This window comes from Streptomyces sp. NPDC005774 (genome assembly GCF_042871645.1).
GTDB lineage: Bacteria > Actinomycetota > Actinomycetes > Streptomycetales > Streptomycetaceae > Streptomyces > Streptomyces pratens.
Window position 1 is genome coordinate 349,074 of the sequence record NZ_JBIAIV010000002.1, and the last position, 25,593, is coordinate 374,666.

Here is a 25,593-nt window from a genome sequence, read left to right on the forward strand (position 1 = left end):
TGCCCTATATACACCGGCCGGCCCCATGGCGCACCCGCCATATGGGGGTTATCACGTCAGCGGGACGCTTACAAGCGTGTACGCAGGGCAATAGGTAACAGTATGTCGAGCCGCGGCCGGGAGGCTGGAGCATGAGCATCTGGTGGTCACTCCATCTGCGCCGTGACGCTGCGAGCGTGCCGCTCGCGCGTCGCCTTCTGCTCGGCGCGATGGAGACCGCGGGCGTCGACCCCGACATCTCCTACGACCTTTCCGTCGCCCTCACCGAAGCCTGTGCGAACGCCGTCGAGCACGGCGGGGGCACCGCCTGGGGCGGGTTCTCGGAGGCGTACCGGGTGACCGCCTATCTCGAGGGCGAGAAGTGCCGTATCGAGGTCGCCGACGCGGGCCCCGGCTTTCCCGCCGTGGCCGGCGGTCGTGCCCACCCGCCGGCCCGCCCCGCGCCGTACGACGCGGAACACGGCCGCGGCCTCTGCCTCATCCAGGAGCTCGCCGATCACGTCCACATCGGCAACAAGCCCGATCGGGGCGGCGCTGTGGTGAGCTTCGACAAGATCCTCAAATGGCGGAAGGGAGCGCCGCTGATGGCGGTGTGACCTCACCACCGGATCGGGAATCCGTAGGCGCGCGGAAGCGCACCCGATCGCACTGGCCCCGGTCGCGCTGAATCCGATCACGGCGCACCCGATTACACCGCACCCGATTACACCGCACCCGATTACACCGCGGCCGGGTACCCCGCGCGGGGTACCCGGCCGCAGTACGCATATCAGCCCCTCGAGCGGCGATCAGCCCCTCGAGCAGTCCATCCGCCGCTCGAGCGGCGATCAGCCCTTGAGGGCCGCCATCCACGCCTCGACCTCGTCCGACCGCCTGGGCAGCGCGGCGGAGAGGTTCCGGTTACCGTCCTCGGTCACCAGGATGTCGTCCTCGATGCGGACGCCGATGCCCCGGTACTCCTCGGGGACGGTCAGGTCGTCGGCCTGGAAGTACAGGCCCGGTTCGACCGTGAGCACCATGCCCGGCTCCAGGGTGCCGTCGACGTACGTCTCGGTACGGGCGGCCGCGCAGTCGTGGACGTCCAGGCCGAGCATGTGGCCGGTGCCGTGCAGTGTCCAGCGGCGCTGCAGACCCAGTTCGAGTACCCGCTCCACCGGGCCCTCGACCAGACCCCACTCGACGAGCCGCTCGGCCAGGACCCGCTGGGCGGCGTCGTGGAAGTCCCGGTACTTGGCGCCGGGCTTCACCGCCGAGATACCGGCCTCCTGGGCGTCGTACACGGCGTCGTAGATCTTCTTCTGTAGTGTGCTGTACGTACCGTCGATCGGCAGCGTACGGGTGATGTCCGCCGTGTAGTACGTGTGCGTCTCGACACCGGCGTCGAGCAGCAGCAGGTCGCCGGAGCGGACCGGGCCGTCGTTGCGCACCCAGTGCAGGGTGGTGGCGTGCGGGCCTGCGGCGCAGATGGAGCCGTAGCCGACGTCATTGCCCTCGACCCGCGCGCGCAGGAAGAACGTGCCCTCGATGTAGCGCTCGCTGGTGGCCTCGGCCTTGTCGAGGACCTTCACGACGTCCTCGAAGCCGCGCGTGGTGGAGTCGACGGCCTTCTGCAGCTCGCCGATCTCGAAGGCGTCCTTGACCAGCCGTGCCTCGGAGAGGAAGACGCGCAGCTCCTCGTCGCGCTCGGCGGTGACCTTGTCGGTCAGCGCCGTCTCGATGCCGGCGTCGTGTCCCCGCACGACACGCACCGGGCCGGTGGCCTCACGCAGGGCACCGGCCAGCTCGCGCACATCGGCGGCGGGGATGCCGTACCGCTTCTCGGCCTCGGTGAGGGAGTGACGGCGGCCGACCCACAGCTCGCCCTGGCCGTCCAGCCAGAACTCGCCGTTCTCGCGGTTCGAGCGCGGCAGGAGGTAGATCGTCTCCTGGTGGCCGTCGGTCGTCGGCTCCAGGACGAGGACGCCGTCCTCGGTCTGGTTGCCGGTGAGGTAGGTGTACTCGACCGAGGCGCGGAAGGCGTACTCGGTGTCGTTGGACCGTGTCTTCAGGTTGCCCGCGGGGATGACCAGACGCTCGCCCGGGAAGCGCGCGGACAGCGCGGCGCGGCGGGCGGCGGTCTCCGCTGCCTGGGGGATCGGCTCGAGGTCGCGCAGCTCGGTGTCGGCCCAACCGCTCTTCATGTTCTCGGCCAGCTCGTCGGACACGCCGGGGTAGAGGCCGTTCTTGCGCTGCTTGACGGGCTCTTCCTCACCGGTGTCCGGGCCAGCCGAGGCCTGCGGACCTTCCGGGCCCGGCGTACCGGCGGCCTCGTCGAACGCGGTCGGAAGCTCTTCTGCCACAGCGGTCATCCTCCTCGGTAAGGCTCTGGACCTCCCCCAGGGTGTCGGTTTCGTCCGGGCCGGGGGACCTCCTCCATCGTACGGTTACCGACGAAACGGTCACCGGGGGGAAGGGCCTGTTACCGAGGGCGCGCGGGAGGTGACGGGAGCGGGTGCGGGAGGGGGCCATCGGTACGCGAGGGGGCACGGCGCAGGCGCAGGCGCAGGCACAGGAACGGGTGCCGAGCCGGCCGCGAACCGGTCCTGCGAACCGGCATCTTCCTGCCTGTCCGGCGTCTCCTCCTCCCGCCCCGCCCGGGGCGGCTACTCGAACCGTGCGGCCAGCAGGACGACGTCCTCCGTGGAGTCAGTCGTCTCCCTACCCTCGGGCAGCACGGTGCGCAGGATGTGGTCGGCGATCGCGCCGGGGTCGCGCCGCAGCGCCTGGGGCACCCCGGCGGCAGCCGCGTGCAGCCGCGCGAAGGCGCGGTCGGTGGGATCACCGGTGCGGTGCAGCAGCCCGTCGGTGTAGAGCAGAACCGTCTCTCCCGGTTCCGCGTGGATCTCCACGCTCGGCGCCTCCCAGCAGGCGAGCATGCCCAGGGGGGCCGAGACCGACGTTTCCACGAACTCCGTGCGGCGCTCGCCGAGCAGCAGCGGCGGACTGTGCCCGGCACCGGCCAGCGTGATCCTGCGCAGCGCGGGTTCGCAGTAGCCGAACAGCGCGGTGGCCGACCGGGCCGGTTCGGTGAGCCTCAGCAGCAGTTCCAGGTCGGACAGGACGGCGACCGGGTCCTCTCCCTCCATCACGGCGTACGCGCGCAGGGACGCCCGCAGCCGCCCCATCGCGGCGACCGCGCTCGGCCCGGCCCCGGTGACGGACCCCACGGCGAGGCCGAGGGCGGCGTCCGGCAGCGGCAGCGCGTCGTACCAGTCGCCGCCGCCGTACGGGGAGGTGCGGTGCCGGGCGGCGAGCTGGACGCCGGGGATCCGGGGCAGACGCGAGGGGAGGAGCTCCTCGGACATGGTGGCCATGGACGCACGCGCGCGCTCGAGTTCCAGGAGGCGGGCGAGATGCTCGGCGGCGTACCGGGCGTAGAGGCCGATGAGGTGCCGCTGGCGTTCCGACGGCTCGGCGGGCTCGTCGTAGAGCCACACCGCGGCGCCCAGTCGTCGTGTCGTCTCCGCCGCCTGCGCGGCGTCCGCGTCGGCCGCGGCCTCGGGGGTGAGGGGCAGCGTGTAGCTCGCGGCGTAGCCGAGGCGGGCGGCGACCTCACGGTGCCGGGGGTCGAGTCCCTTCTCGGCGAGCAGGTCGGGTACGGCGATGCCGTCGTCGGTGCCGGGCAGTCCGTCGAGGATTCTGCCGTACGGCACCGCGCTGCGCGGGATCGTCTCGATGTGGCCGAGATCGGCGCGGGCCAGGCCGAGACCGATCATGGTGTCCGGGCCGCGACCGTCGGCGGGTTCCAGGACGACGAGACCGCGACGGGCGCCCACCAGGGCGGCGCCGGCGCGCAACAGCTCCTGGAGTGCCTCGTCGAGGGAGCTGATGCGGGCCAGGCGTTCGGTCAGCTCATGGAGGGTCGTGAGGTCGGAGACCCATCCCGCGAGCCGGTCCTGCAGAAGCGCACCCGGTGCGGTCTGGGGGTTTGCCGGGGCGATCGGAGAGGTACCCGTAGCAACGGACGCGACAGTGTGCGCGGGGGCCGGAACCGTTGAATCGATTCCAGCCACTTTCGGAGGGTGCGGGGCGCTCATGGCGTCCGGCTTTCCCACCGGTACGAACTGCTCAAAAGCATCGCAAACCCCCATGTCGTCCGGCGTCGCCGGCGGTGTCTCCACATGTACACGTTCTCGTGAGGAGATGTCCAGCATTGTCCTGCTGGGATTCCTGGTGTCCGTGGGTTCGGAGGGAGTCCGGAGGGAACTCGCTCCCGCCCTCTTGCCGAAAATCAAACTTGGCTTGAAACTGCCTCAGGGGGAGGCTGATTGCGGTCGACTGGGCTCGCTCGACGGAGCGTCACAGCGGTCGTGATGGGTACGTACTCGGAGAAGGCCAGGGGTGGTTGGGAATCACCCGGGAACCTGGTGACGGACCCGGGCGTCTTAACCACCGACGACCGTGCCCCATCCTCCCGTGGCGGAGGCGGAGAGAAACACGCGCGACGGTAAACGCCAGACTTCGCCACCCCCACGCCACCCCGTGCTTCCGATCGACGCAGTACGGGTGGTACGGCCGCGGAGGCAGTCCTTGTTCGGCCCATAGGGGCTCCCCCTGCCCGGTGCAGGGATGTGATGCGTCAACAGGTACGCACAGTAGGTACGCACAGTGCAGTGATCGACACATTTTGTGATGTGGACCACGGTGTTGCCAGGCGTGCAACGGAAAGGAACGAGCGCTCATGCGCGAGATCCTCGGAAGGCGACGCAGGCTCCTGTCCCGGCGAGGCGACAGTGGGCCCCAGCTGATCGAAGCAGCCCTGACCTTCGCCTCGGACTGGCAGTGGCCGGTACTCCCGGGTGTGGCGACGGATCCGCAGGGCGGGTCCCGCTGCGGCTGCCCGGACTCCGAATGCACAGTGCCGGGAGCCCACCCCTTCGACCCCGGGCTCCTCGCCGCCACCACCGACGCGCGCATGGTGCGCTGGTGGTGGGGCAACCGGCCCACGGCGCCCGTCATCCTGGCCACTGGGGGCAGGGCGCCCTGCGCTGTTTCCCTGCCCGCCGCGCCGGCCGCCCAGGCCCTGGGCGACCTCGACCGGCTCGGCATGCGGCTCGGCCCGGTCGTCGCCTCGGCGGACCGCTGGTCGATCCTGGTCAAGCCGTACTCCCTGGAGCAGCTGGGCGAGCTGCTGTACGCCAAGGACTTCGTCCCCGGATCCCTCCGCTTTCACGGCGAGGGCGGCTATCTCGCCCTGCCCCCGTCCACCACCGGCCTGGGTGAGGTCCGCTGGGAGCGCGCGCCGCTGCCCGGCTCGGCCTCACCCTGGGTGCCCGATGTCGAGGCCGTGGTGGACGCCGTGGTCGAGGCCCTCACCCGTACGGGTGTGAGCGCGCCCGAGAAGTAGCGGCCGTCGGCGGGCACGGCGTCCGGCATTTCCTGTCTGTTGCCGCGCGGCATCCGGCGGCTTCGCCGTCTCCACGGTCTCCACCTGAACATCGGCGGGGCGGCTTCGAGCGGTGCTCCACGCAGGTTACGCAGACATGGAGTTCGGGAAGCGGGCCGGACGCGGGCCGCTGTCGTGCCGTGTTCCGGGGAGCGGCCGACCGGTGGGAACCGGTGGTTGCCGTGCGACTGCTTTCTGTGAAGAAGAGTGGTCGCAGAAAGACCCGGTTGCTGGCGACGGGGGATGCACCAGCAACCGGGCTACTGGAACGGTAACAAGAGATCGGCTGTTAGCAAATTCGATCTCAGCTTTTCCGGTCACCGACTGGCTTGTCTCCACCGGGAGTTGTGGAGGGATCCGGTCATGGGGCCGGACGGTCGTGCTGACCGGGCAGTCAGCACGACCGGGGGCGCACCCATGCCTCAGCTGAGGGTGACCTGACGGTTGGTCAGGCCTCCACGCGCGCGGCGCTCGTCGGCGGTGAGCGGAGTGTCGGTGGCCAGGGCCGCGGCGAGGCGCTCGGCGAACTCGGCCGCCGGCTTCTCCACGTCCTCGGCGCCGACCCCGCTGGGCAGGTCCCAGACCGGGACCGTGAGTCCGTGAGCGCGGAAGGAGCCCACCAGACGGGTCCCTTCACCGAGGGAGGAGTGGCCCGCCGCATGCAGTCGCGCCAAGGCGTCCAGAAGCTGTTCCTCGGGGTGCGGCATGACCCACCGCAGATGGTTCTTCTCGGGTGTCTCGCACCAGTACGCGGAGTCCACGCCCGAGAGCATGACGGTCGGGATGGCTGCCGAGTTGGCCCGCTCCAGGGAGGCGGTCACGTCCGGGGTGGCGTTCTCCGGGTCGGGGACCCAGAACTCGAAGCCACTGTGCACCACCGGCTCGAACGCGCCTTCGGGGTCGAGGAGATCCTGCAGCCGGGGCCCGTCGGCCGGAGCGCGGCGGGCCTGTACCGGGGTGCCCGGATCGGCGATGAGCGCGCGCTGGAGGGTGTCGGCGAGGTCGCGGCTGATGTCGCCGGACGACGTGTCGTTCTGCAGGCCGAGGAGGACCGAACCGTCGTCACGGCGCAGCGCGGGCCAGGCCATCGGCAGCACGGTGGCCAGGGTGACCGACGGGACGCCGTCGGGCAGGCCGTCCTTGAGGGGCAGCTCGACGGTGGCGGCGGGTACCAGTTCGCGCAGCGCCACCCAGTCGCACTCGCCCGGCAGCCCCTCGAACGGGCGGTGCACCAGCTCGGTCACGGCGTGCGCGGCGGCACGGCCGTGGCAGGCCTTGTAGCGGCGGCCGCTGCCGCAGGGGCAGGGCTCGCGGGCGCCGACGACCGGAAAGTTCCCATCAGCGCCTGCGGCGCGGGCTCCGTCCGTAAGCTGCGGGCGCTTGGCCTTGGTCTGAGGGCGCTTCTTGGCCATCGTGGGTGTCTCCCGGTTACGGCTCGTCTCGTACGGGCGGGAGCCTAGTCGTTCACGGCGCGGCTGACGGGATCCTGTGGACAACATGCCGACTGTGGGCAACGCGCGAGTCGTACGGGACCGGATCCGTACGGAACCGGGTCCGCACGATGCGGCCGTGAGGCGGGCGACAGCAGCCGTGAGGCGACCGACGGCGGCCGTGAGGCGGTCGATGGTGGTCGACAGCAGGCGACGGCGGACGGCCGCGCGGAGTGGTTGTGCGGAGTGGTTGTGGGGATCGCCGCGCGCGCGTCGTCAGTCGAGTCGATCGAAGGCGTCCGCGAATTCCAGGCCGGACATCTCGGACACCATGGGGGCTGCCACCCGCGTGGTGAAGTCATTGCGCCGGTGTCCGGCGTCCGGGTCGTGCACGTCGTCGTGGACGACGGCCCACACCGTGACCTCGCCCGGTACCTCGTCGCGTACGCCCCAGTCGTCGGCCAGCGCCGTGATGATGTTCAGCCCCCGGCCGCCGTGCGCGGTGACCGACGGGGTTGCCGGCGCCGGCCTGGTCGGGCCTCCGCCGTCCGTGACCTCCACGACCAGCCGACCGCAGGGATCCACCTGCCAGGCCGCGCGGACGTCGCCGTCCCCGGCCGGGGCGTCGCCCAGAGGTCTGCCGTGCTTGCACGCATTGCTCAGCAGTTCGGAAAGGATCAGTACGGCATCGTCGATGACCGTGTCCGCCACTCCGCCGTCGCGCAACTGCAGGCGCATACGGCGCCTCGCTTTCCCCACGCCCGCAGGGCCATGGGGTACGGCCATGCTCGACGACGTGGGCACCTCCTGTGCCACCACCAACGCCACCCCCGAGACCTCCTTCGCCCCACGCCACGGTGTGAATGCCCCATGGGCTTGAACCGGAAACCGGCCCATCCATGTGTGGTGACGCACTCGAAACAATCAAGCACGTAACGAATGCGCCGGAGCACTCCCCGTAATCGGGTGGCTGGATCTAGTCGATGTGGCCGAGATGTGAGGATGGGGCGAGAAGGGGCCCGCGGTCAAGAGCCCTGCATGGACGGGACGGGACGGGCCGGGCCGGGCCGCATGGTCGATCCGCCCCGTCCCGCTCAGCGGCCGAGCTGGTCGAGCACCGCGCGGGGGCGGTTGGTGATGATGGCGTCGACCCCGAGGTCGACGCAGGCGTCCACGTCCTGGGGGTCGTTCACGGTCCACACGTGTACCTGGTGGCCGGACCGCTTCAGGCGCTCGATGTACGAGGGGTGGCTGCGGACGATCCGGATCGAGGGGCCCGCGATCGGCACTCCTTCCGGCAGCCGCCCGTCGCGCAGGCGGGGCGAGACGAACTGCATGAGGTGGACCGTCGGCAGGGTGGGCGAGGCGGCATGCACGCGATGCAGTGACCGCGCGGAGAAGCTCATCACGCGTACCGGGGACTCCTCCGGGATGCCGGGTGCGCTCAGGCCGAATCTCTTCAGCAGGAGCAGCAGCCGCTCCTCCACCTGCCCTGCCCACCGCGTGGGGTGCTTGGTCTCGATCGCCAGTTCCACGCGCCGGTCGGCGTCGGAGACGAGCCCCAGCAGTCGCTCCAGGGTGAGGACGGAGGTCGCCTCCCGGTCCTCCGGCCGGTACTCCCAGTCGGGCTCCTCGGCCCGTCCCCCGAGCGGGTCCCGGGTCTTCCAGGAGCCGAAGTCCAGGGTGGACAGATCGGAGAGCTCCAGTGCCGACACCGCGCCGCGGCCGTTGGACGTACGGTTGACGCGACGGTCGTGAACGCAGACGAGATGACCGTCTGCGGTCAGGCGTACGTCGCATTCGAGCGCGTCCGCACCATCCTCGATCGCCTTGCGGTATGCGGCCAGGGTGTGCTCGGGGGCGTCCTCGGAGGCTCCGCGGTGGGCGACGACTTGGGGCAGGCGCTGACGTGCATGGGTCACCGCGTCATGGTGCCATCGCATGGGGGTATCTGTGCGATGGCGTGGGTGTTGATGGCGTGAGGGCCGCGGACGTCTGATCGGAGGCATGGGGCTGGTGCACCCTTAGTGAGTAATGCCCTATGTAAGGGATGGTCTCGCACCCACAGGAACGGCTTATGGTGCCCTGACGGCCCATGGGAAAAACTGACGTCATACAAAGAGACATGCACAGCTGAAGCGCACCGGACTCGTCGACAAGCGTGATCGAGCGTGAATGAACGTGACCGAGTGCGACCTGGAACAACGGCCGTGGATCGAGGAGAGAGAGCTGTGAGCACCGAGAACGAGGGCACAAACGAGGGCGCATCGGTACCCCCGGCCCCGTCCGTACCGCCCACGCCGGTGGACGCTCCCGCTGCTCAGACGCATCCGGAACGCCCGGCTCCGGACGGGGAAAGCCCTACGACCCCCCTGCCCCTGGTCCCGCCGAACGCGCCCGGTGCGGTACAGAGTCACGGTTCGTCTCAGTACCCGGGGTACGGCGATGGCGTCGACCGCGGCGGATACGGCGAGCCGGCCGGACACGCCGCTCAGGGCACCCATGCGGGCCAGGGAGGCTACGGCGCCCAAGGCCAGTCCCCCACCGGCCCTCCGCCGGGATTCCCCGCGGGAACCTCCTCCCCGCCCGACGCCTCCTGGCCCCCGCCCCCGGCGCCGGGCGCTCCGTCGTACGACGGGGGCGCGGGTGATGGAGCCGGTGGTGGCGCGGCCGGATGGGGCTCCTCGTACCAGGAGCCGGCGCCGAAGAAGGGTGACAGACGTGGCCGCCTGGTCGCCACGGTCCTGGTGGCCGCGCTGGTCGCGGGCGGCCTGGGCGGGGGCCTCGGCTACACGCTGGCCAAGAACAACGACGGCAACGGCTCGACGACCGTCTCGTCGTCCGCCAGCGGCGGCAACGTCAAGCGCGACCCGGGCACGGTCGCGGGGGTGGCCGCCAAAGCGCTGCCGAGCACGGTCACCATCGAGGCGGAGAGCAGCAGCGGCGAAGGCGGCACCGGCACGGGATTCGTGTTCGACACCCAGGGACACATCGTCACCAACAACCACGTGGTGGCGGAGGCCGTGGACGGCGGGAAGGTCGCGGCGACCTTCCCGGACGGCAAGAAGTACGACGCCGAGGTGGTCGGTCACGCCCAGGGCTACGACGTCGCGGTCATCAAGCTGAAGAGCGCCCCCTCGAACCTGAATCCCCTCACGCTGGGCGACTCCGACAAGGTCGCCGTCGGCGACTCGACGATTGCCATCGGCGCCCCGTTCGGCCTGTCCAACACGGTGACCACCGGCATCATCAGCGCGAAGAACCGCCCGGTGGCCTCCAGCGACGGCACCGGCAGCCAGGCCTCGTACATGAGCGCCCTGCAGACCGACGCCTCGATCAACCCGGGCAACTCCGGCGGACCGCTGCTGGACGCCCAGGGCAACGTCATCGGCATCAACTCCGCCATCCAGTCCACCAGCAACGGCGGCTTCGGCACCGGCCAGTCCGGCTCCATCGGCCTGGGCTTCGCCATCCCGATCAACCAGGCCAAGTACGTCGCCCAGGAACTGATCAAGACGGGCAAGCCGGTGTACGCCAAGATCGGCGCGTCGGTCTCCCTGGAGGAAGGCACGGGTGGGGCGAAGATCACCGATCAGGGTGCCGGCGGCTCCGATTCGGTCGACCCCGACGGCCCCGCCGACCAGGCCGGTCTGCGGCCCGGTGACGTCATCACCAAGCTCGACGACCGCGTCATCGACTCCGGCCCGACCCTGATCGGCGAGATCTGGACCCACAAGCCGGGCGACGAGGTCACCCTCACCTACCAACGCGGCGGCAAGGAGCAGACCACGAAGCTCACCCTGGGCTCCCGCGTCGGCGACAGCTGACCCCACCCCGCCCGCACCGACCCGTTACCCTTGTCCCCGCGCCGCCGATTACCCGGTGAGCGTGGGGAGGTGTGCCCGAGCGGCCTAAGGGAACGGTCTTGAAAACCGTCGTGGCAGCGATGTCACCGTGGGTTCAAATCCCACCGCCTCCGCGCAGGTCGTAGACGTTGCAGGTCAGAGAGGGTGTCCCGTTGATCGGGGCACCCTCTCTGCGTGCACCTTGTCTCACCTTGACGCGCCGCTGTCCCGCTTCTGACCAGCGCGTGCGGCCAACCTGCGGCCAGGAATCACGCCTTCTCGGCTCCGCCCTCGTGCTCGGCGAGACCCTGCTCGATCAGGGCGTTCATCCTGTCCTCCTCGCCGTCCAGCACCTTGGCGTAGTAGCGCTGGAGCACCGCGACGCTCTGTCCCGCGCGGCGGGCCGTTTCGGCGAGGCTCACCCCGGAGCGGAGCCAGAACGACACGCACGCGTGCCGCAGGTCGTACGGGATGGCGGCCAGCGGAGAGGCGACCTGGGCCGGGGTGAGCGCCTTGCGACGGGCCTCCTTCCACACCGCGCCGTACTCCTGCGAGCGGACCGGGCCGCCGCGCACGGCGCTGAACAGCCGGCCGTCGGCGGTGTCCCCGAGCACCGCGAGGTGATCCCGCAGGATGCCGACCAGGACGGGCGGGATGGGGACCGGTCGGACCGCGCGATGCGCGCGGTGCTTGAGCTGCCGTTCCTCGTACGGCTTACCGTCGTCCGTCCAGGCCGATCCCACCTGCGGCCGGGCGCCGGCGAGCATGAGCCGCCCCCACCCCTTCGACGGGAGTTCACACTGGTCGGTGCTGAGCATGGACACCTCCTCGGGCCGCAATGCCGCGTAGTAGATGCAGGCGAAGAACGCGACCAGGTGGGCCCCGCGGGGCCCCTGCGCGCGGACGGCGTCCAGCAGGGCCCGTGCCTGCGTGGGGGTGGCGACACTGCGCACGTCCAGCTCTTCCACTGCCTTGGGCGTCTCCCAGTGGACGCGGTGCAGCGGGTTGCCGGGCAGCAGCTCGTGTTCGACGGCCAGGCGCAGGCAGTTGCTCAGCACCGTGCGGCGGCGCCGGAACGTGTTGGCGGCGGCGGGCTTGCCGTCCTGCCGCTTGGCCAGGTGTTCCAGCACCGTGCGCACGCGTGCGGCGTTGTCCAGGTCGACCACGGCCGGCGCGTTGCGCTCCACCCATGCCAGAGCCTTGGCCTCTTCCGCCGGCGGTTCCTGGTCGTGACGACCCGCATTGAACCCCCACTGGTAGAGCGCGCGACGCAGAACGTCGTCCGACGGCCGGCCCTTCCCGGTGGGGCACAGCGCCATCGTGGCGATGGCCAGGCTCTCCGCGATGCTCGCTCGGTGCTTGGCCGCCGCGGTGGGCCATTTCCGGGCGACGTGCGCACGAGCATGGGCGTACCAGTTCGTCCGGTTGCGCTCGCGCACCTCGGAGACGGGAAGTCCGCTTTCGGTGTCGAACGGCTCGCCCTTGCGCGTCGCGGTGAGCAGCTCCGCGCGGCGTGCGTCGGCGAGCGTCTTGGTGGCGAACTTCTCCTGGTACTCCTTGCCGTCCACCTGCCACCGCAGTTGGAACGGCGCGGCCTTGCTCGGACGCTTTCGGATGTTCCAGACGCGCACGTCGTAGCTGTGCATTGTTCTCCTTAACGAAAAGGGGGCCCCGCCGGGTGGCGGGGTCCCCTCGGGGCGTTGCGGGTCAGGCGCACATCTCGTGCGCGGCCCACCACGAGTCCAGGTCGCTGCGACGGCAACGGAGCTGCCCGTTGGGCAGCTTGATGAGCTTCGGAGCCGTTCCCCGTGCGCGCATGCGGTAGAAGGCGGCGCGGCTCATGCCGATCTCGGCGAGGACTTCGGGGAGCTTCAGCATCTTGTGGCTTGCCATCGGTGACTCCTCATTGGCCGAGCTCTACTCGGGTCTGTGGGTGCTTCCGTCCGAGGTGGGGATTTCTGCGTCACCACGTCACATGCGTCATTCGGTTCCCCTGGCCAGCGTGTTTGGGATGACGCGGAGCTGAGAGGGGTGTCATCGGGTGACGCGCACCCGTGTCACCCGATGACGCGGGTGACACGGGATGACGCATGCCCACCGTCCTGCGTCACCGCTGTAGAGGCAGGTCAGGTAGTTGTCCCTGCGCCGGGTGACGTGGGTGACGCAGGTTCTCTTTCTTCGGAGAAGAGAGGTGGTCTTCGGTGTCGTGCGGCGCGGAGTGTCGAAGAGGGGAGCCGCTTCGCGGCGCGTTCGCACAGAGCGGCTGCCGCCGCTGAACAGCAAGAGGAGCACGCCGTGCCGGGGTGCTCCTCTTGCTTGTACAGGTCGGCATGGTCGGCGCGGGGGTCAGAACGCGGGTCGCTGCTCGTGCTTCTCCGTGGGGGCCGACGAGGAGCGGGTCATCTCGATGTAGCGGGCGGATTTGGTGCGGCCCCAGTCGATCAGGACGCCCCTGGCGGCAAGAGTGGGTTGGAGACGCTTGAGCCGGTCGGAGAGCACCTTGCCCGTGGTCGGCCAGCCCTTGGGAAGCGAGCGGCAGTCCTCGCCGGTGTAGAGGCCGGTGAGGCATTGGAGCCACTCGGTGGAGGTCATCCGCTGCTCCGCCCCCGCCTCCAAACCGGCGGCATGCTTGAGGACGGTCTGTGCCAGGAGGTCGCCTTCGATGACGTCGTCGTTGAGGTCGTCGAGGCTGGCTCGGTAGGCGGCGAGGGATCCGATGCCGGTGGCGGTGTCGAGCTGGGCGCACAGGTGGGCGAAGTCCGCCATGCGCAGGTCCGTGGGGATGTCCGCGTCAGCCGCGCGTACCTGCACGGTGAGGTCCAGGAGCGAGCCGAGGATGACCGGGAGGGCTTCTTCGAAGTCTGCCCACAGCTCCGCCTCGGTGCGCCGGACGCGCGGGCGTTCCAGGCGAAGGGGCAGGAGGCGTTCGGCAAGGTCGGGCCGGATGACGCCGACGTCGATGCCGGTGAGGAGCAGGGGCCGACGGTAGCGGGCGCGGACCACGTCGCCGTCGGTGAACAGAGCGCGTTTGACGGTCTCGGCTCCGGTGACGATGCAGCACATGGCGTCGGACAGGTCCGGAGCCAAGTGCGAGAGGTTGTCCAGGGCGGTGACCCAGCCCGCGGCCACGGCCGCGATCAGGTTCTCCTCGTCCTTCGGCGCGCGCCGCAGGTCGCCGCTCATGCCTTCGATGATCCGCACCAGCATGCGGCCACCGGTGGACTTCCCGGCGCCCTGGGGGCCGGTGAGGAACGGCGCTGGCACCGGTACGGAGGGTTCGAGGCAGCCGATGAGCCAGGCGAGGGCCAGGCTCTCGGTTTCCGCGGTGGCGAAGTTGCACAGCCGCATCAGCCGGTCGATGCCCTTGCCGTCGGTGTCCTTCACGGGCATGGGGAGTTCGCCGGTGAGCTGGGTGCGCTTCCAGCACACCTCGCGCGGGTCGGGGACGGCGATGTCCCAACCGGTGGGGTGGATACGGACTGACCGGCCGTCGTTGCGGCCGAGGTCCATCCAGGTCGCTCCGTCGAATCCGGGGGCGACACGGATGTGAACGGGCTGCACGCTCTGGCTCAGTGCGAGGGCTTCGATCAAGTCCAACGCCTCCTTGAGTGCTGTGCCGTTGAATACGCCGTATCCGTCTTGGAAGAGGCCGACCATGAGTTCCTGGCGGTGGCTGCCGGTCGTGCCCTGGGAGCGGATCGGGCGGGCCACGGGGTGGCCGTTCTTCTGCGCGTACACGGTTCCGTCGGCGGTGCGGAAGTAGCGGAAGTGCGCTTGCGCGTAGTCGGTGATGACCTCGCGGGCGGGAGTCTTCTCGTCGTCGGACACGGTCACATCCCCAGCTTCGTGCGGGCGTTGGTCCACGCTTCGGTGCAGTGCCGCAGGGTTTCGCCCTTGGCCTGGGCGGCGGTGAACAGCCGCGCCATGTGGGCGTCGGTGAGGCAGCCGCACCGGCCGTGCGTGGACAGCACGGCTAGGAACGTCCGGTACACGGTCGCGTGGACCGCGCTGGACGCCTCGGTGATGCGCTGCTCGGCCATGGCGATGCCCCGGTCCAGGTAGGCGGGCGTGCGGTGGGGGCACTCCCCGCCTCCGGCTCCTGCGGGCACGACGCCCGCAGGAGCCGGGCGGACCGTGGGCGGCTCCTTCACGGCCAGCGCGCGGACGGCGTCCGGCAGGGCGGTCATGGTGCCGGTGCCGGGCCCGAGATAGCGGGCGTAGGACATGGTCGACTTGATGTCGACGCCGGGACGGACCGCGTTGTGCGACGCCATGGTGCCCCGGTAGATCCAGTGCTCACCGCGCGTCGTCGGCACGGCCCGGGTGGCGGGCAGGGTCTCGCGGGCCCAGGCGACGGCCGCCGCGTTGTCGAGGTCGACCACGGTCAGCCCGGCGCCGCCGGGGTGGTAGGCGACGGTGACGGCCCGCCGCCATGCGGCCGTCCAGGCCGGGGAGGTGAGGACGTGCGGGTCGGTGGTGGCGGCGGCCCAGGCGTGGCAGACGCCGGGGCACCGGCACGGGCCCGCGCTCTTCATGTTCGGCCGGCCACCGCACGCGTTCTGCGCGCACCGGTGGCAGTTGCCGAACGGCACCTTCCCCCGTCGCAGGGGCAGCACCGGCACACCGGTCGCGGCCAGCGGCAGCGCGGTCCGCAGGGGGTCGGGCAGCCGCGGCCGTGGGCCGGGCACTCGCCGGATGAGGGTGGGTTGGGTCATGCTGGGAGACCTCCAACAGGTCTGTAGCGGACTGGTTGGCAGGGCGGCCCCGTTTCATTGGCGTGAGTGGGGGGTCGCCCTTGACGTAGCTGGGACTGTCCGGCCGATCAGGAGCGTCGCGGGCAGGGAAGCGCGTGGACGCGGGATGCGGCGGGTGTCATGATCACGGCGGCGTCCGGCGGGGGTCCGGTGCGCAGGGAGGGATCATGATGCTCTATCTCGACATACCTTCTGTTCTGGCTGTTTTGGCTGTTCTGGTGGCGTCGCTCATCGCTGCCTCGGGCGTAGCGGCGGTTACCCGGGGCTGGGTGCTTCCCTGGAACCGGCGTCGGGTTTACCGCGTTCGCCTCTACGGCTGGGGTCAGTTGGTGCTGGCCTTCGGCCTGTGCTGTCAGGTGCTCTTCGGGCTGGTGATCAGCAATCTCGGCATCCGGTCGTTGGTGACCTTGACGGGCGTCGGGCTTCTGCTGACCGGCCTCATCGTGATGACGGTGAGCCAGCGCCCGGGCGCTAATCGACAGGGCAGCGGCACGCCCTAGCCGTGGAAGTGGTTGCGCTTGAACACGGCCTTGCGGATGTTCACCGTGGTGCCGCTCCGGTGGCCGCTCGGACCGAGGACCTGGACGGCGATCCAGCCGCCGAAGACGACGGCGGCCAGGATGATGAGCTGGGTGATGAACGCGGTCAGCGCGGCGATGAACGAGGTGAGCAGCAGCAGCCCGCCGCACACCGCGAGAAACCCGACACCCCCGAGGGCGACGTTCACCGCCGTTCGCGAGACGGCCGGCTTCACCGTGACCGGCTCGGGCTGCGCCGGTTCGACGGCGTAGCCGGTGACGATCCGGCCGTCGGGCAGGACGATGCTCGCCACCGCCGGCACCGTGCCCGGCTGCACCGCAGCGACCGGGACGGCGGGCGGGAGCGGGGTGGGCCGGTGGACTTCCACCGCCCGTTCGGCGGGCACGTGGTGGGCAGGTTCGGGGTACATGCGGAATCCCTTCCGGCACATGGCCAGGGAGGCGGAGACACCCCCTTCGGGGTGCCGTGTGGAGGGGCGTTTCGGGGGTCTGACCTGCGTGCCTCCCTGACTCCCTGAACGATCATTCATGCAGGTCGGGGCCAGGGAGGCGGGTCAGGGAGGGGTTCAGGGAGTTCTCCCTGTCTCCCTGACCCGCAGCGGTGCGGCTCCCTGCCGTCAGTCGGCGGAAGCGGAACCGTCGGTGTCGCGGTGGGCGAGGGCGCGGGCCACCCGGTCGCGGGAGACGACCATCACGCCGTCGGACTTGTACGGCCCGGCGGCGGCGTCCAGGACGCGCTTGAGGTCGAGGAACGACCAGCCGCCGTAGGCGTCCGCGTTCCGGGTGGCGAGCCGGGCGAGGACGTCCTTCGTGCGGACGCGGGGGGCGTCGCCGATGACGGCGGCGATGTCGGCGAGCGGATCGTGATCCTCGCCCCGCGCGATGGCGTGCAGGGTGGTGACGCCGTCGCGCAGGGCCCTGGCCCGGTCGGTGATGGTCTCGGCGTCGTCGTCGATGTAGTGCGTGCGCACCGTGAGGGACGACTGTCCGGCCGGGATGGCGATGCCGTCGGAGGCGACGACCAGGGTCCCCCGGTCCAGGCCCGGACGCAGCAGGTTGGGGGCGGCGCCGCCGTCGACGGCCTTGTCTCCCAGGGCCATGCGGGCCTGGGATTCGGTGCCGAGGGCGAGGGAGGCGCGGGTGTGGGCGCCCTCGCGGACCAGCTTGGGCAGGTTCTCGTTGGTGGGGTCCTGGGTGCCCTGCCACATCAGCACGTTCACCGCCCGACCTTGGTTGTGGATCTTGCGGACGGCCATGAAGTACCGGGAGTTCGCCTTGGAGCCGCCGTAGGGGCGCTTGTCCTCGTCCTTGGCAGGGCACATGAACGCGACCTGCGCTTCGTCGACCAGCACGATCAGGGGCGGGAAGGTGGTGCCGGGCGGGGCCTGGATGCGGCGGTTCATCTCGTCCACCGCGCTCTCGACCATTTCGGTCACCTGGATGACGTGCTCATCGGTGGGGCCCTGGATGAGGACGTCGGCCAGGTCGTCGAACATGGCCCAGTCTCCGACGCCCTTGAGGTCGCCCATGAGGAACTGCACCGACTTGTCGAGGGCGAGCCACAGGGCCAGGGAGCGCAGGGCGACAGTCTTGCCCTGGTTGGACAGGCCGGTGATGAGCAGGTGGCGCTGATACAGCGACAGGGCGGCGGCGTCGCCGCGCAGGTCCTGGCCCCAGGGGGCGCGGCCCTTCTTGTAGTCGGCGGTCATGGTGTCGTCGGTGACCAGCGGGGACGGGCCGATCGGCTCGTCCAGCGCCCCGCTGTCAGCAATCCAGAGCCGCACCGTGCGGGCGGCCTGGGGGATCGTGATGAACACTTCGTGCTCGTGCCGGGTCAGGTTCTCGGCGAGCTTGCGCCGCTTGGCCTGCACCTCGTTGGTCGACACCCCCGAGGGCAGGGTGACGTCGACCTCGACGCCGCACCCGGCGATCGTGATCGGGCCGAGCATGGACGCGCCGGCGTCGCCCATCTCCTTGATCGCCCGTGCCAGGGCGGGCACCCCCAGGTCGCGGAGGGCCTTGACCACGATGGACGGGGTGACCGGCTCTCCCTCGCCCGAGCGGACGTTCGCGGGGAGGGCCCAGTGGGGTGCGGCCTGCTGGTGACGGCCCACGGCCCACAGCGCGAGCAGGGCCAGGAACGGGCCGATCGACAGGAGCGGGCCCCACACCACGGTGACGATGGTGATGAGCAGGTGGACGAACTCGATGACCGCCATGAGAGGGGTGACCACCTCGGAGGCGTCCTTGGTGGCGATAGCCAGGACGATCCCGAGGGCGACCAGGCCGCCGATGCCCATACCAGTGCCGACCAGGATGCCCCTGGCAGCTTCGACGGGGGAGTGGAGCAGGTCCATGCGGCGGCGGTGCCGGGCGTCGCGGAACCGCTGTCCGCGCTCTTCCCACTCGGCTGCGGCTTCCAGGTTCCCCGCGGCCTCGGCCGTGCGCATGTAGCGCTCGTAGCGGGCGGCGGTCCGACCGTCCCACGCGCGGCGGGCCACGATCCGCGCCCCACCGGCCACGAAGAGACTGTGCCGGGCGGTGAACCGCAGCGTGTTCGTGGTGCGTTCATCCGTGGCGATGCGCTTGATGACGTGGCCGGAGCGCACCCACAGCGGCACGGGGGCCGGCGGTGCCGCGTCCGGGACCACGGTCAGCGTGGTCACCGGTGCCGGTTCGACGGGCGGGGGGTTGGTGGTCTTGTGCAGGCGAACGACGTTGTCGCTCATCACGGAACGTCTCCTGACTGCCCCCACAGGGGCGGGAAGCTGAAGGGACCTGGTGGCCGTGCCGTACCGGGGGTGCGGCACGGCCACCAGAGCGAGCGGGCCAGCGGTCGTGCCGGGTGCGGTTCTCCGCACGGCTGAGCTGGGACGGCTCGGTGCGCGGGCCGTCGAGCCAGCAGAACGGGCGGAGGGTGTCAGCGGCGGTGAACACCCGGAGCGCGGCACCGGCCGGGGCGTCAGGCAGCGCGTAGACGCGGCCCCCCTCCAAGGAGGCCAGCAGCCGGGCAGCGTGGTGCTCGCAGCCGTCCGCGCCCCCGTTGCTGCGGTCGAGGACGGTCACGACGACCGGACCCACGCACAAGGTGGGGTCGTCCGGGTGCGCGGCGGGGCAACGGGCGTCCATGGTCACCACCACCCCGTCGACTTCCGAGCGGCCTTGTCGCGGGCGGCCTCGGTGACGATGCGCTGCCGCTCGGTCTGCAGGGCCGTGATCTCGGCGATCAGCCGGGTCTCCGCGGCCGTCCAGGCGGTGTCCATTGCCCGTTCGGCGCGGCCGGTGCTCTCGCCCCGGTGGAGTCGGTAGCCGCCGGTGACGGCGGCACCGGCGACGGCGCGGCGCTCGCGGCGGTCCAGCGGCCACAGTTCGCGACGACGGACGGCGTCCAGCTTGCGGGTGGTCTGCTGAATCTCGCGGTCCAGGCGGCGGGTATCGGGCTTACCCATCTCAGGCACTCCTCGGGGTGGCGAAGGCTTCGGGTGGGCGCGCGGGCATCACGCGACCCGCTTCCATGCGGCGCGTAGCCGGACCTCGGAGGCGGAGTGCCCGGCGGCCCGGAACCGGGTGGCCATCTCGCGGTAGGAGAGGGCGGGGGTTTCGCTGGTGCGGATCTCGTCGACGATGACGTCCAGGGCCTCATCGGTGAGTGCCGGGACGGCCTCCAACGAGCGGTTCGGGAGAGGCTCGGACGGCCCCCACACCGGGAGTTCCCACCGGGGTGTGACGTCGGGCGTGACGCGGGTGGTCACGCTGGTCAGCGCCCTGCCGGTGTCCTGACCCGCCCGCGCGGACTCCAGCGTCGACCAGGCTTTCGCGAGGGTGTCGGCGGTGGTGGCCTGGACGCGTGCGACGCGCGCACCGGCTTCCGTCACGGCCGTCAGCCGGGTCTCCTCGGTCGCCGCTTCGGCACGAAGTCGGGCGCGGGCCACGGCCGCCTCGTCGCGGGCTTCCTGCTGGATTCCGCGGATCGCGTCCAGGGCGACCGGGGTGAGCGCGGTGCGCTCCCACAGTCCATGGACCAGCCACAAGGCTTTGGCCGCGAGGGGCAGCCAGGCCACGGCCAGCCATGCGCCGGCGGACTCCTCGGCGGTGAGCGCGTGGGCGACCAGGACGGCGGTGGCGAGCAGACCGAAGCCCCAGCCGACCGCGGTGACCACACGGCTGTGGTCACCCTGTGAGGCGAGGCGGCGCTCGTAGGCGAGGGTGGCTAGCCAGCCGCCGTCGATGCCGATCCCGACCACCAGCGCGACCAGCCACGGCATCGCCGTGCCCAGCCACATCACCACCACGGCCAGGGTCAGCACCATGGAAACCGTCGTCATCGCGACGGCGGGCAGTACGGTCCGGGCCTTCATGCCGCACCCCCGAGGGTGAGCAGGGCGGCGAGGATGAGCAGGACGCCACCGGCCTGGGTGAGGTCGACCGCGCGGCGCAGGCAGGTGAACTTGCGGACGGCGAGGCGGGACAGGCCAGCGATGTCGGCGGCCAGGTCCCCGCCCACGACCGCGTTGATCTCCTCGGCGGACAGGGTGGCCCACAACGGGAAGCCGTGCCGACCGGACAAGTTCGGCCGCACCGACCGCAGCAGCAGCCCCGCCGCGCCGACCAGCAGTGCCAGACCGATTCCGCCCACGGTGAGGGCAGGGAGGTTCAGCGGCAGGTCACGGGCGACCGTCCAGGTGCCGGCGAGCACCGCGCCGACGAACGCCAGTAACAGGGCCGTCTTGGCGTCGGTCCGGGCGATCTCCGCCTTCACTTCGGCGTGGGCGGCGGTCAGGTTCTTCTCGGCGGCACTCACGCGGCACCCCCGGAAAGGGGCGCCTCGGCCGTGCGGTTGAGCAGCGCGACGCGGGCGGCGAGCGCGCGGCGGCGGGCCCGGCGGATGCGGCGGGCGTCCAGTTCGTTCGGCACTCGGTCGAGGGCGGCGATGTGCGCGTCGACCAGGTCGACGTCCGCCAGGATGACGGGCATCTCCCGCTCGATCGCGTCCAGCTCCGTGGCCGTCGGCTCCATGAAGTCGGCGAACGCGGTAACAGCGTCCTGAACAGTGACGATGTGACTCATTGGGTCGTGTTCCTCTCACGGGTGAACGGCCCGAAAAGAGCCACCGGTGTTCGCGCACCGGGGGCTCACGCCGTTGAAGTCGGGTTCTCCGGCTCCCCGCCGCTTCGGCCGTACGGACCCCGCTCGAAGAGCGGTCCCGGACGGCCGAAGGAGGCAACCGGCGCGGCGCTGATCGCCGCGATTCGGTGAACGTGACCGGCCGGCAGTGGCGCTCGTTGGCGCTCACGGACCGGGGATGGAACGGCGCGGCTGTCTCGGTCGCTCACGGCCGCGCCCATCGCTTTCGTCGACTCATTGCCGCTCCTTAGGTCGTCTGATCAGGGGATACGCACTGCAAGGGGGGGCTGTTGTCCCCACTCTCCGGCCGTTGCTCGCGGTCACCGGGCCACCTCGCCAGTCGGGCCGAAGCCCTGTCCCCTGGCCTTGCCGGGCGGTCTTGCAGCGTGCTCCGCCCTGCGAATGGGGACACCAAAGAAGGCACCCCGATTCCCGCTGTCCTAGGACTGCGGGTCGCTGAGAAGGCCATGGCGCACAGTCCTGGGACTGTGTTTCACTGGGCAGTGACAAGAGGAGGGCTACATGGCGCCCAAATGGCGAGAGCTCGCGGACCGGCTGGCTGCTCAGATCAGGAGTGGCCAGTACCAGCCCGGTGACCAGTTGCCGCAGATCCGAGAACTGGTCGAAGCCGGTGAAGGGTCGAAGTCCACAGTCCACGCGGCCTACAAGGCGTTGGAGTCCGAAGGACTGGTCACCTCCTCGCGTGGGCACGGCACCGTCGTGCGGGAGCCGAAGCCTTTGAAGCGACTGGGGATCGCCCGGTACGACAAGGCGAAGTGGCGCGACGGTGACGAGGTGGCGTTCATCGCCGACCGGGTCGCGTCCGGGCGTACGTACCAGCGGAACGAGCAGACGCAGACCGTCCGCAAGGAGAAGGCGTCTGCCGCAGTCGCCGAAGCTCACGGACTCCCGGAGGGGGCGGACGTCTACGCACGCGCCCGTGTGGTCAAAGAGGGTGCACAGCCGACGCACACGTTGACCAGCTATTACCGTCCCGAGCACGTCGAAGGCACACGCATCGTGGACCCGACGCCGGGCCCCGCCGGCCGGGGTGGCGGCTTCCGCGTCCTGTACGACGCCGGATACGAGATCGACCGCATGAAGGAAGAACTCTTCGCCCGCGTCGCCACCGCGGAGGAAGCCCAGTTGCTTCAGCTCTCGCCGGGTGAGTGGGTCGTGGAGTTGCACCGCACGACGTACACGGCCGACGGGACTGTGGTGGAGTTCGCCATCGGAGTGCACGCGGCCACTCGATTCGCGTGGGCCTACGAGTTCAAGGTTCCCGACTCGGCAAAAACGGAGGACGAGAGCAAGTGATCCCGACACAGGCATGGGCCGACGCTCAGCGGCTCTGGGACTTCCAGCAGATGGGCCATGAGCCGCGCCCGTGCTCTGTGGCGATCGGCCTCGGCAGCCACGACCTGGGGGTCGCCGACACCACCGCCGAGCTGTACCACCAAGGCATGGCACCGGTAATCGTCTTCACCGGCGCCACCAGCCGCACGACGCGCGAACGAATGCCCCGCGGCGAGGCCGAGCACTACCGAGAGCGCGCGATCGAGCTGGGGGTGCCGGCGAGCGCCATCCTCGTCGAGCCCGACGCCAGGAACACGGGCGAGAACATCCGCTTCTCCTGCGTACTGCTGGAAGAGCGAGGCATTCCCGTGTCGTCCGCTCTGCTGGTCAGCAAGCCCTACGAAGAGCGACGGGCGTACGCGACGGCGTGCAAGATCTGGCCCGAGGTGGAGTGGGTGAGCGCGTCGACCCCCATGTCCTTCGCCCAGTACGTCGACTCCCTCCAGGACGTGCACCTGGTCGTCGACATGCTGGTCGGGGCCCAGCAGCGACTCACGGTCTACCCGCGCCAAGGGTTCATGATCGAGCAGCAGATCCCGGACGACGTGGCTGCCGCGTACGAGCGGTTGAAAGCCGAGGGATTCACGAGCCGACTCGTGGCAGAAGAAGCGCGGTAGAACTTTCTCTGCTTCATCAAGACCCCGCGCACGGCGCGGGGAGCGCGCCGCCTTTGCGGCGCGGCCTGCCTCCTGTCTTCGCCCCGGCTGGCCGCGCCCGGCGGCGCGCCGCGTGCAGGGGGCAGATGGGAGCAACCCGTACAGCCCATGGAGAGGGGCGGCATCGCTGAGCGGTTTACGTGGCACGAGCGCCGCCGACTGCGGCCAAGGCCGTTGTGCTGTCGATCAGGCAAGCAGCGGAAGGGGATGGCGCCGGGGCCGGGCGACCAGGCCGGGCAGAAAAGGCCGGCGTAACCGGGCCGCCGTACCGCCGCCGTCACGGATGCGACAGCGTGAACGGACCAGCGCCGGGAGATGGGTCGAGGGGGAGCAGCTGCTGCCGCGATGTGGCCGAGCCCGTCATGGGCGCTCCGCTAGATGCACCACCTTCGTGGCTAAGCGTTCGGCTGTCGGGCCGTCCCTGAGCCGCACCGGGCCGTTCTCACTGCTCAGACTTCCTGCGTGCGGATCGACGTCCACCAGGCGGTGAGGCGGTCCGCCATTGCATCCAACGTCGTAAGTGGTGGCTCAAGCCGAAGTGCTCCGTCAGTTCGCTGCGCTCGCGCGACGGCGTTCGGGAGCTCCCGCCCGCCGCATGCTTCCGGGCCGACTCAGACCTAGCGTGCCCGACGGGTCGGCACAGTCCCTGCGACTCTCCCGGCTACGCTCGCGCGGGAGCGCCCCGCAGCGCGTGGCTGCGGGGCGCCTTGTGGGGTTTAGTCGACCGCCTGGCCGTCGTATGTACCGCCCACGCAGGGGTTGCCCGGCAAGTCGATCCGGGGCGTTCCGCCGCCCTCCCTGCACTGAGAAGGGCTGACGGCGGATGGGACACCCTGTGCGGTGGCGGTGGCGGCGCCTGTGAGGCCGAGTCCGGCGAGGGCTGCCGTGGCGATGCCGGCGGCGAGGATTCGTCGAAGGCGCATGTGGTTCCCCTTTCACGGATTGCCTCAGTTGGGGCACTAGCCAGCGTGATCCTCACCCATGTGGGTGGCACGTCATGTTGCGCCATTCGGGTGACAGGGCTGTCGGGTGCGGGGCCCGGTGACGCGACCCGTCGGACAGGCCCTAGTCGAGCCTCTCCCCGTTGTGCGTACCGCCCTCGCAGGTGCTGTCCGCCAGATGGGGCGTTCCGCCGCCCTGCTGGCACTCAGAAGGGGTGACGTCGGATGGGGCACCCTGTGCGGTGGCGGCGGTGGCGGTGGCGGCGCCTGTGAGGCCGAGTCCGGCGAGGGCTGCCGTGGCGATGCCGGCGGCGAGGATTCGTCGAAGGCGCATGTGGTTCCCCTTTCACGGATTGCCTCGGTTGGGGCACGAGTCAGCTTGCGCCTCGCCGAACGGGTCGGCCGCTCCGCGCACGGCGAGCTGCTGTTCCGCCTCGCCGGCAGCGACTCTCCCGGCTACGCTCGCGCGGGAGCGCCCCGCAGCGCGTGGCTGCGGGGCGCCTTGTGGGGTTTAGTCGATGGTGTACCCGTCGTACTTACCGCCCCAGCATTTGACGGTGTTGTGCAGATAGGGCTCTCCGCCGCCCTCCCTGCACTTAGCAGCGGTGGTGTAGTTGAAGTTATCCTGTGCGGTGGCGGTGGCGGCGCCTGTGAGGCCGAGTCCGGCGAGGGCTGCCGTGGCGATGACGGGGGCGAGGATTCGTCGAATGCGCATGTGGTTCCCCTTTCACGGATTGCCTAGGTTGGGGCACTAGCCAGCGTGATCCTCACCCATGTGGGTGGCACGTCATGTTGCGCCATTCGGGTGACAGGGCTGTCGGGTGCGGGGTCGGTGACGCGACCCGTCGGACAGGCCCTAGAACGAAGAGACCACCCCGGCCGGATGGGTGGTCTCTTCGTTGTTCCGAAGGGGGCAGCGTCCGCAACCGGCCCAATACTAAGAGCCGTATTGACCTGCGGAAACGCGCCCTTTGTGGCGGAGGGTGGCCGGACGCTGCGGGACGCTACACATTCTGTTTAGCGTCCGCCAGCGAGCCGCATACCCGGCCCTTGGGCGGCCGGAAGGAACTCCTAAAGCGGTGGTCAGCGTGGTTGCTGTACAGCACGGAAGTACAGCAACCACCGCAACCAGCCCCGAACACCAACGGCCCTGAGTGACCGTCTGACGTGCCGTCCAGACCTCTGCGACCACACTGCCCATAGTTCGCATCTGGAGGCCAAGCAATGGGAAGCACCAGTGACCCCGGGGCTATCCCTGGGGCCGTCTCGGGGCCGTCGAAGGGCGCTCAACGACGACCAACGCTGACAACCAGCGACAGCTAAGCCGCAGGTCGCAGCGTTGATCGATTACACAGCCGCAGGTCAGAGATCCGGCCCTTCACTTCTTCGGCTACTGATCGCGCCGACGGCGTTGACTCGGCCTTTGAGCCTCGATCCACCGCGTGATCTCTGATCGCGCGGTGTGATTGGTTTCGGGGTGGTTTTTCGGTTCCGGGCAGCATGCGTTTCCGGTTGGCCGCTGC

The 25,593-nt window shown here is 70.3% G+C and carries 24 protein-coding genes and 1 tRNA gene; 7 read left to right on the plus strand and 18 right to left on the minus strand.

The window, feature by feature from the left end; translation table 11 throughout:
- Window positions 1-131: 131 nt before the first annotated feature.
- Entirely contained in the window at window positions 132-596 is a 465-nt protein-coding gene (locus ACFYQA_RS03805) for an ATP-binding protein (RefSeq protein ID WP_388911013.1), read from the plus strand.
- Window positions 597-827: 231 nt separating this feature from the next.
- On the opposite strand, the gene ACFYQA_RS03810 is transcribed toward ACFYQA_RS03805, so the two are convergent.
- Both ACFYQA_RS03810 and ACFYQA_RS03815 read right to left on the minus strand, forming a co-directional pair.
- Complete coding sequence (locus tag ACFYQA_RS03810; protein ID WP_388911015.1) at window positions 828-2,339, minus strand: aminopeptidase P family protein; 1,512 nt, start codon at window positions 2,337-2,339, stop codon at window positions 828-830.
- 303 nt (window positions 2,340-2,642) lie between these two features.
- On the minus strand, window positions 2,643-4,193 hold the full coding sequence (locus tag ACFYQA_RS03815) for a PP2C family protein-serine/threonine phosphatase (protein ID WP_388911018.1): 1,551 nt from the start codon (window positions 4,191-4,193) through the stop codon (window positions 2,643-2,645).
- Between the two features lie 527 nt (window positions 4,194-4,720).
- Here ACFYQA_RS03815 and ACFYQA_RS03820 point away from each other — a divergent pair.
- Window positions 4,721-5,386, plus strand: a complete 666-nt coding sequence (locus tag ACFYQA_RS03820) for a bifunctional DNA primase/polymerase (RefSeq protein WP_388911021.1) — start codon at window positions 4,721-4,723, stop codon at window positions 5,384-5,386.
- Window positions 5,387-5,847: 461 nt separating this feature from the next.
- Here the strand turns inward: ACFYQA_RS03820 and ACFYQA_RS03825 are convergent, their stop codons facing one another.
- The 3 genes from ACFYQA_RS03825 to ACFYQA_RS03835 all read right to left on the minus strand — a co-directional run bounded on the left by ACFYQA_RS03825 (window position 5,848) and on the right by ACFYQA_RS03835 (window position 8,777).
- Entirely contained in the window at window positions 5,848-6,837 is a 990-nt protein-coding gene (locus ACFYQA_RS03825) for a DUF5926 family protein (RefSeq protein ID WP_388911024.1), read from the minus strand.
- Between the two features lie 294 nt (window positions 6,838-7,131).
- Window positions 7,132-7,752 carry an ATP-binding protein gene (locus ACFYQA_RS03830; protein ID WP_388911027.1) on the minus strand — a complete coding sequence of 207 codons (621 nt, stop codon included), beginning with the start codon at window positions 7,750-7,752 and terminating at the stop codon, window positions 7,132-7,134.
- A gap of 197 nt (window positions 7,753-7,949) precedes the next feature.
- Window positions 7,950-8,777, minus strand: a complete 828-nt coding sequence (locus ACFYQA_RS03835; protein WP_388911029.1) for a glycerophosphodiester phosphodiesterase — start codon at window positions 8,775-8,777, stop codon at window positions 7,950-7,952.
- 309 nt (window positions 8,778-9,086) lie between these two features.
- Between ACFYQA_RS03835 and ACFYQA_RS03840 the strand changes: the two genes are divergently transcribed.
- Both ACFYQA_RS03840 and ACFYQA_RS03845 read left to right on the plus strand, forming a co-directional pair.
- Window positions 9,087-10,682: a S1C family serine protease gene (locus tag ACFYQA_RS03840; RefSeq protein ID WP_388911032.1), complete on the plus strand. Its 1,596-nt coding sequence runs from the start codon at window positions 9,087-9,089 to the stop codon at window positions 10,680-10,682.
- A gap of 65 nt (window positions 10,683-10,747) precedes the next feature.
- Window positions 10,748-10,834: transfer RNA gene (locus ACFYQA_RS03845), tRNA-Ser, on the plus strand.
- Window positions 10,835-10,969: 135 nt separating this feature from the next.
- Here ACFYQA_RS03845 and ACFYQA_RS03850 read toward each other — a convergent pair.
- The 4 genes from ACFYQA_RS03850 to ACFYQA_RS03865 all read right to left on the minus strand — a co-directional run bounded on the left by ACFYQA_RS03850 (window position 10,970) and on the right by ACFYQA_RS03865 (window position 15,415).
- Window positions 10,970-12,346: a tyrosine-type recombinase/integrase gene (locus ACFYQA_RS03850; RefSeq protein ID WP_388911034.1), complete on the minus strand. Its 1,377-nt coding sequence runs from the start codon at window positions 12,344-12,346 to the stop codon at window positions 10,970-10,972.
- A 61-nt stretch (window positions 12,347-12,407) separates the two neighbouring features.
- Window positions 12,408-12,593, minus strand: a complete 186-nt coding sequence (locus tag ACFYQA_RS03855; protein WP_360035182.1) for a helix-turn-helix domain-containing protein — start codon at window positions 12,591-12,593, stop codon at window positions 12,408-12,410.
- A 453-nt stretch (window positions 12,594-13,046) separates the two neighbouring features.
- Entirely contained in the window at window positions 13,047-14,528 is a 1,482-nt protein-coding gene (locus ACFYQA_RS03860) for an ATP-binding protein (protein WP_388911124.1), read from the minus strand.
- A gap of 2 nt (window positions 14,529-14,530) precedes the next feature.
- Window positions 14,531-15,415: a DNA primase gene (locus ACFYQA_RS03865; RefSeq protein WP_388911037.1), complete on the minus strand. Its 885-nt coding sequence runs from the start codon at window positions 15,413-15,415 to the stop codon at window positions 14,531-14,533.
- Between the two features lie 206 nt (window positions 15,416-15,621).
- On the opposite strand from ACFYQA_RS03865, the gene ACFYQA_RS03870 reads away from it, so the two are divergent.
- Window positions 15,622-15,954 carry a hypothetical protein gene (locus tag ACFYQA_RS03870; protein WP_388911040.1) on the plus strand — a complete coding sequence of 111 codons (333 nt, stop codon included), beginning with the start codon at window positions 15,622-15,624 and terminating at the stop codon, window positions 15,952-15,954.
- Here ACFYQA_RS03870 and ACFYQA_RS03875 read toward each other — a convergent pair.
- The 6 genes from ACFYQA_RS03875 to ACFYQA_RS03900 all read right to left on the minus strand — a co-directional run bounded on the left by ACFYQA_RS03875 (window position 15,951) and on the right by ACFYQA_RS03900 (window position 21,060).
- Window positions 15,951-16,403 carry a hypothetical protein gene (locus ACFYQA_RS03875; RefSeq protein WP_388911043.1) on the minus strand — a complete coding sequence of 151 codons (453 nt, stop codon included), beginning with the start codon at window positions 16,401-16,403 and terminating at the stop codon, window positions 15,951-15,953. The two genes, ACFYQA_RS03870 and ACFYQA_RS03875, sit on opposite strands and share 4 nt — an antisense overlap.
- 207 nt (window positions 16,404-16,610) lie before the next feature.
- Complete coding sequence (locus ACFYQA_RS03880) at window positions 16,611-18,722, minus strand: FtsK/SpoIIIE domain-containing protein (RefSeq protein WP_388911046.1); 2,112 nt, start codon at window positions 18,720-18,722, stop codon at window positions 16,611-16,613.
- 402 nt (window positions 18,723-19,124) lie between these two features.
- The gene (locus ACFYQA_RS03885) at window positions 19,125-19,442 is read right to left on the minus strand and encodes a hypothetical protein (RefSeq protein WP_360035164.1); all 318 of its coding nucleotides are present in this window, start codon (window positions 19,440-19,442) and stop codon (window positions 19,125-19,127) included.
- A 48-nt stretch (window positions 19,443-19,490) separates the two neighbouring features.
- Window positions 19,491-20,351 carry a protein spdB gene (locus ACFYQA_RS03890; RefSeq protein ID WP_361458097.1) on the minus strand — a complete coding sequence of 287 codons (861 nt, stop codon included), beginning with the start codon at window positions 20,349-20,351 and terminating at the stop codon, window positions 19,491-19,493.
- Complete coding sequence (locus ACFYQA_RS03895; protein WP_388911050.1) at window positions 20,348-20,794, minus strand: Pycsar system effector family protein; 447 nt, start codon at window positions 20,792-20,794, stop codon at window positions 20,348-20,350. Before ACFYQA_RS03895 ends, ACFYQA_RS03890 begins: the two co-directional genes overlap by 4 nt.
- Window positions 20,791-21,060, minus strand: coding sequence for a DUF6284 family protein (locus ACFYQA_RS03900; RefSeq protein WP_388911053.1), 270 nt, complete (start codon window positions 21,058-21,060; stop codon window positions 20,791-20,793). Before ACFYQA_RS03900 ends, ACFYQA_RS03895 begins: the two co-directional genes overlap by 4 nt.
- A gap of 579 nt (window positions 21,061-21,639) precedes the next feature.
- On the opposite strand from ACFYQA_RS03900, the gene ACFYQA_RS03905 reads away from it, so the two are divergent.
- On the plus strand, window positions 21,640-22,434 hold the full coding sequence (locus tag ACFYQA_RS03905; protein ID WP_352333652.1) for a GntR family transcriptional regulator: 795 nt from the start codon (window positions 21,640-21,642) through the stop codon (window positions 22,432-22,434).
- Window positions 22,431-23,090, plus strand: a complete 660-nt coding sequence (locus tag ACFYQA_RS03910) for a YdcF family protein (RefSeq protein WP_388911056.1) — start codon at window positions 22,431-22,433, stop codon at window positions 23,088-23,090. Before ACFYQA_RS03905 ends, ACFYQA_RS03910 begins: the two co-directional genes overlap by 4 nt.
- Before the next feature lie 755 nt (window positions 23,091-23,845).
- Here the strand turns inward: ACFYQA_RS03910 and ACFYQA_RS03915 are convergent.
- From ACFYQA_RS03915 to ACFYQA_RS03925, 3 genes are all read right to left on the minus strand, one after another.
- Window positions 23,846-24,052 carry a hypothetical protein gene (locus ACFYQA_RS03915; RefSeq protein ID WP_388911059.1) on the minus strand — a complete coding sequence of 69 codons (207 nt, stop codon included), beginning with the start codon at window positions 24,050-24,052 and terminating at the stop codon, window positions 23,846-23,848.
- A gap of 142 nt (window positions 24,053-24,194) precedes the next feature.
- Window positions 24,195-24,404, minus strand: a complete 210-nt coding sequence (locus tag ACFYQA_RS03920; protein WP_388911062.1) for a hypothetical protein — start codon at window positions 24,402-24,404, stop codon at window positions 24,195-24,197.
- 177 nt (window positions 24,405-24,581) lie between these two features.
- On the minus strand, window positions 24,582-24,785 hold the full coding sequence (locus ACFYQA_RS03925) for a hypothetical protein (protein ID WP_388911065.1): 204 nt from the start codon (window positions 24,783-24,785) through the stop codon (window positions 24,582-24,584).
- Window positions 24,786-25,593: the final 808 nt, after the last annotated feature.